Here is a 5,620-nt window from a genome sequence, read left to right on the forward strand (position 1 = left end):
GAGCCGGACGGGCTGTTCGGGGCGGTCGAGTACGCCACCGACCTGTTCTACCGGGACACCGTCGCGGCGCTCCTCGACCGCTTCGCGCGGCTGCTAGACGCCGTCACCGCCGACCCGGACGCCCCGTTCCAGCGCGCCGACCTGCTGGGCCCGGCCGAGCGGGACCGGCTGCTGGAGCTGGGCGGCGCGCCCGTCGAACCGCCCGCCGGGGACCTCGCCGGACTGTTCGCGGAGCAGGCCCGGCGCACCCCGGACGCGGTCGCCGTCGTCCACGGCGACGCCGAGCTGACCTACGCCGGGCTGGACGCCCGCGCCGACCGGCTCGCCGCCGCGCTGACCGGGCGGGGCGTGGGGCGCGAGACGCGGGTGGCGGTGCTGCTGGAGCGCTCGCCCGAGCTGGTCGTGGCGCTGCTGGCGGTGCTCAAGGCGGGCGGGGCGTACGTACCGCTCGACCCGCGCTACCCGACCGCCCGCGTGGAGCTGATCCTGCGGGGCAGCGGCGCGACGACCGTGCTCACCCCGGAGGTCCTCGCCGAGCTGGAGGCCGCCGAGCCGGAGGCCACCGCGCCAGAGACCCCCGCCCCCGCCGTCCCGGCCGGCGTGGGCCACCCCGAACAGCTCGCGTACGTCATGTACACCTCCGGGTCCACCGGCACGCCCAAGGGCGTCGGCGTCACCCACCGGGACGTCGTGGAGCTGGCGCTCGACCCGGTGTGGCGGGGCGGGGCGCACGAGCGGGTGCTGCTGCACGCGCCCGTCGCGTTCGACCTGTCCACCTACGAGCTGTGGGTCCCGCTGCTGTCCGGCGGGTGCGTCGTCGTCACCCCGCCCGGCGAGTTCGACCCGGCCGTGCTGCACGAGGTGATCACCCGGCAGCGGGTCACCGCGCTGGTGCTGCCGTACTCGCTGCTCAGCCTGCTCGTCGACGAGCGGCCCGAGACGTTCGCCCACGTGCGCGAGCTGATCACCGCCGGTGAGGCGGTCGCGCCCGGCGCGGTCGCCCAGGTGCTGCGGGCCTGCCCCGGCGTCACGGTGGTCAACGCCTACGGGCCGACCGAGACCACGGTGTACTCCACCCACCACCGGGTGACCACCACGCCGGACCCTGCGCGACCGGTGCCGATCGGCGGGCCCACGCGCGGCACCTGCCTGCGGGTGCTGGACCGGGGGCTGCGGCTGGCGCCGCCCGGCGTGGTGGGCGAGCTGCACATCGCGGGCTCCGGGCTGGCCAGGGGCTACGTGGGCGCGCCCGGTCGCACCGCCGAGCGGTTCGTGGCCGACCCGTTCGGCGCGCCCGGTTCCCGGATGTACCGCACCGGGGACCTGGTGCGGCGGCTGCCCGGCGGGGAGCTGGAGTTCGTCGGGCGCGCGGACGGGCAGGTGAAGCTGCGCGGGTTCCGGATCGAGCTGGGCGAGGTGGAGACCGCGCTGGAGCGGCTGCCCGAGGTGGCCCGCGCGACCGTCGTGGTGCGCGAGGACCGGCCGGGGCACCCCTGCCTGGTCGCGTACCTGGTCCCCGCGCCCGGTGCGGTGGTCGACCCCGGCGCGCTGGCGGAGCCGTTGCGCGGGCAGGTGCCGGAGTACGCGGTGCCGTCGGCGTTCGTGGTGCTCGACGCGCTGCCGCTGACCCCCAACGGCAAGCTCGACCGGGCCGCGCTGCCCGCGCCGGAGCTGCCGGTGCGGGGTGCGGGGCTGATGCCGAGGACCCCGCACGAGCAGCTGCTGTGCGAGCTGTTCGCCGGGGTGCTGGGGCGCGAGCGGGTGCACGTGGACGAGGGCTTCTTCGAGCTGGGCGGGCACTCGCTGCTGGCCGCGCGGCTGGTGGCGATGGTGCGCGACGTGCTCGGGGTGCCGCTGGGCCTGCGCACGCTGTTCGAGTCCCCCACACCCGCCGCGCTGGCCGCGCACCTGGACGTGGGCGACCCGGACAACGCGCTGGACGTGCTGCTGCCGCTGCGCGCGGCCGGGGCAGGGGCCCCGCTGTTCTGCGTGCACCCCGGCGGCGGGATCAGCTGGTGCTACAGCGGGCTGCTCAGCCACCTCCCGGCCGACCAGCCGGTGTACGCGCTCCAGGCGCGCGGGCTCGGGCGGGTGGAGCCGCTGCCTTCGTCGTACGAGGAGATGGCGCGCGACTACGCCGACCAGATCCGCAAGATCCAGCCGAGCGGGCCGTACCGGCTGCTCGGGTGGTCGGCGGGCGGGTTGATCGCGCACGCGGTGGCGTGCGAGCTGCAGGAGGCGGGGGAGCGCACGGAGCTGCTGGCGATCCTCGACGCCTACCCCGTGGTCGACGTCGAGTTCTTCGAGCGCTCGCCGGTCCCGTCGGAGCGGGACGTGCTGGTCGGCATCCTCGACTGCGCGCCCGACGAGGTGGACGAGGGGCCGATGAGCCGGGACGACGTGGTGCGGGTGCTGCGGGAGCGGGGGAGCGCGCTCGCGGGGCTGGACGAGCGGCAGGTGGCGGCCGTCGTCGAGATCATGATCAACAACGGGCGGCTCGCGCTGGAGCACCGGCCGGGGCGCTTCGAGGGCGACCTGCTGCTGTTCAACTCCACCGTCGACCGGGGCGGCGACACCGCGACCCCGGACCACTGGCGGCCCTACGTCACCGGGCGCGTCCACTCGCACGACATCGGCGCCCGGCACGACCGCATGACCCAGCCGGGTTCGCTGGCCCAGATCGGGCCCGTCGTGGCTGCGGCGCTCGACGCCGTGGCCGGGGGACGGGCCGTCGGGGACGGCGGGCCCGGCGGCACCACCGGCTAGAACCCAGCACCACCGGCTAGAACCCAGCACCACCGACTGGAACCCAGCACCGATCAGGAGGAACCGCCGTGACCAATCCGTTCGAGGACCCCGAGGGCCGCTACCTCGTGCTCGTCAACGACGAGGGGCAGCACTCGCTGTGGCCCGTGTTCGCCGAGGTGCCCGCCGGGTGGGCGATCGCGCACCCCGAGGACACCCGCGAGGCGTGCCTGGAGTACGTCGAGCGCAACTGGACCGACCTGCGCCCGCGCAGCCTGGTCGAGGCCATGGAGGGGCGGTCCGGCACGTGACCAGCGGTGTCGCCGCCCCGGCCCTGCCGTTCGACCCCGCCGAGGAGATGGCGGGGCCGGGGTTCCGCGCCGACCCGTACCCGTTCTACGCGGTGATGCGCGAGCGCGCCCCCGTGCACCGGGTGCGCGGGGCGTGGCTGATCAGCAGGTGCGCCGACGTCGAGGCGGCCCTGGCCGACCCGAGGATGTCCAGCGACCGCGACCGGATGACCGCGGCGCTGGGCTCGGGCAGCCCGGTGGTGCGGGAGCTGAGCAGGCTCACCGCCCGGCTGGGGCGGGTCATGTCCAACACCGACGCGCCCGAGCACTCGCGGTTGCGGCGGCTGGTCAGCCGGGGGTTCACCGCCCGGCGGGTGGCGCGGCTGCGCGGGGACGTGCAGCGGGTGGTCGACGGGCTGCTCGACGGGGCCGGGCCCGAGCTGGACGTGGTCGGGGACCTGGCGATGCCGCTGGCGAGCGCGGTGATCTGCGAGCTGTTCGCCGTGCCCGAGGCCGACCGGCCGCGCGTGCACGGCTGGTTCGCGGTGCTGCGGGACCTGCTCGCCGACGTCGCGCGGTCCGAGCAGGTCGTCGGCGAGTTCCACGAGTACCTGTCGTGGCTGGCCGCGCGGCGGCGGGAGCAGCCGGGGCAGGACGTGGTCAGCGCGCTCGTCGCGGCGCAGGCCGAGGACGACCGGCTCACCGAGGAGGAGCTGCTGTCCACCTGCTACGTGATCATCACGGCCGGGGACGAGACCACCACGCACCTGATCGGCAACGGGGTGCTCGCGCTGCTGCGCCACCCCGAGCAGCTCGCGCTGCTGCGCGCCCGGCCCGACCTGGTGGGCCGGGCGGTGGACGAGTGCGCCCGCTACGACTCGCCCACCCAGGTCATCACCCGCGTGCTCGCGGCCGACCTCGAACTGGGCGGGCAGCTGCTGCGGGAGGGGGACATCGCCTACCTGGGGCTCGCCTCGGCCAACCGCGACCCCCGGCGGCACGCCGACCCCGACCTGTTCGACCTCACCCGGTCCGGGCGGGGGAGCCTGGCGTTCGGGCACGGGCCGCACTTCTGCCTGGGCGCGTCGCTGGCCCGGCTGGAGGTGGAGCTGGCGATCGGGTCGCTGGTGCGCGCCTCGCCGGGGCTGCGGCTGCGGGGGGACGGGCTGGAGTGGCACCGGAACCCGTTGCAGCGCAAGCTCGTCGCCCTCCCCGTGGTCCGCTGGGACGCCCCGCTGTCGTCGCCGTCGAGAGGAACGCCGTGCCCCGTGAGCTGACCATCACCGAGGAGCAGGAGCTGGCGCACCCGCCCGAGCGGGTGTGGCGGGCGATCGCCACCGGAGCCGGGAACCTGGGGTGGCTGTACCCCATGGAGGTCGAACCGGGCGTCGGCGGCGCGGTGTCGCGCGGCGGCGCCGAGGTGGTCGAGTGGGAGCCGCCGCACCGGTTCGCCTGCCGCGCCGGGGACGGGAACGGGTTCTCCACCACCCTGAGCTACCGGCTCGACGGGGTGGGCGGGGGCGTGCGGCTGCGCGCGGGCATCCACTGGGTGCACGAGGGCGAGCCGGACGAGGGCTGGGAGGCGCGGGGGGACGCGGCGGCGCGGTACGCCGGGTTCTACCACCACAGCCTCGCCGAGTACCTGGGGCACTTCGACGGGCGGCCCGCGACCTACGTGCGGGCGGCGCGGGAGCGGGTCGGGACGGGGCAGCTGGGGATCGTCGCGGACGCGCTCGGACTGGCGCGCCGGGACGTGGCGGGCTGCCCGGTCCGGTTGGCGCCGGTGGGGCTGGAGCCGCTGGAGGGGGTGCTGGACTACCGGGACGAGGACTTCATCGGGGTCCGCACCCCCGACGGGCTCTACCGGTTCTTCGGCGGCGACCGCTGGCGGTGGCCGACCTGGGTGGCGCACCACCTGTTCGCGCCGGGCGTCGACGGCGAGGCCGAGGCGCGGCGGTGGCAGGCGTGGCTGGACGGCCTGCCGGAGCACGCCGGGGGTGAGGTCCGTGGCTGACCGGGTGGTGTACTCGGCCGAGCTGGTCGAGGTCGGCGGCGGGTACGAGCTGACCGTGACCGACCACGGCAGCGGGGTGGTGCGGACGGCGCGGATCAAGGAGAGCGTGGTGAAGCGGCTGCCTGTGCTCCTGGAGAAGCTGGCGGCGCAGCACGGGGCGACCGCGCGGTGACCGAGGGTTCCGCGCGCGCGCCGGACGTGCGTGCCGGGCGTGCGCGCGGAACCCCCGGCGTCTCAGGAGCCCGGCGCGCCCGAGGGCCGGTGCCTGCCGTACGGCACCGCCGCGATCAGGGTCACCCGGATCGTGGCCCCGTTCGGCGCCCGGTAGTCGCGGCGCTCGCCGGGGCGCGCCCCGGTCAGCGCGGCCCCCAGCGGCGACTCCGGCGAGTACACCTCCAGGTCGCCGTGCTCCACCGCGCGCATCCCCAGCAGGAACGTCTCGGTGTCGTCGAAGTCGTCGTAGCGCACCTTCAGCACCATGCCCGGCTCGGCCACGCCGTCGTCCGGCGGGTCCTCGCCGATCACGGCGTGGTTGAGCAGGTCCTGGACCTCCCGGATCCGCTCCTCGCGC

General features: G+C 76.1%; 6 protein-coding genes. 5 read left to right on the top strand and 1 reads right to left on the bottom strand.

Features of this window, described 5'->3' with window-relative positions; genetic code table 11:
- From ACTUAL_RS20005 to ACTUAL_RS20025, 5 genes are all read left to right on the top strand, one after another.
- Positions 1-2,766, top strand: a 2,766-nt coding sequence (locus tag ACTUAL_RS20005) for an amino acid adenylation domain-containing protein (protein WP_440901321.1), incomplete at its 5' end; no start/stop codon positions are given.
- A 68-nt stretch (positions 2,767-2,834) separates the two neighbouring features.
- Positions 2,835-3,056 carry an MbtH family protein gene (locus ACTUAL_RS20010; protein ID WP_096494644.1) on the top strand — a complete coding sequence of 74 codons (222 nt, stop codon included), beginning with the start codon at positions 2,835-2,837 and terminating at the stop codon, positions 3,054-3,056.
- Positions 3,053-4,312 (top strand): cytochrome P450, encoded by a 1,260-nt coding sequence (locus ACTUAL_RS20015; RefSeq protein ID WP_440901322.1) that lies wholly within the window; start codon positions 3,053-3,055, stop codon positions 4,310-4,312. Before ACTUAL_RS20010 ends, ACTUAL_RS20015 begins: the two co-directional genes overlap by 4 nt.
- Positions 4,297-5,049, top strand: a complete 753-nt coding sequence (locus ACTUAL_RS20020; RefSeq protein ID WP_096494640.1) for an SRPBCC family protein — start codon at positions 4,297-4,299, stop codon at positions 5,047-5,049. Before ACTUAL_RS20015 ends, ACTUAL_RS20020 begins: the two co-directional genes overlap by 16 nt.
- A complete protein-coding gene (locus ACTUAL_RS20025; protein WP_096494638.1) occupies positions 5,042-5,221 on the top strand; it encodes a hypothetical protein in 180 nt (59 codons plus the stop codon). Before ACTUAL_RS20020 ends, ACTUAL_RS20025 begins: the two co-directional genes overlap by 8 nt.
- A gap of 62 nt (positions 5,222-5,283) precedes the next feature.
- Here ACTUAL_RS20025 and ACTUAL_RS20030 read toward each other — a convergent pair.
- The coding region (locus tag ACTUAL_RS20030) for a GreA/GreB family elongation factor (protein WP_440901323.1) at positions 5,284-5,620 on the bottom strand (337 nt) is incomplete at its 5' end.

This window comes from Actinosynnema sp. (assembly GCF_052038725.1).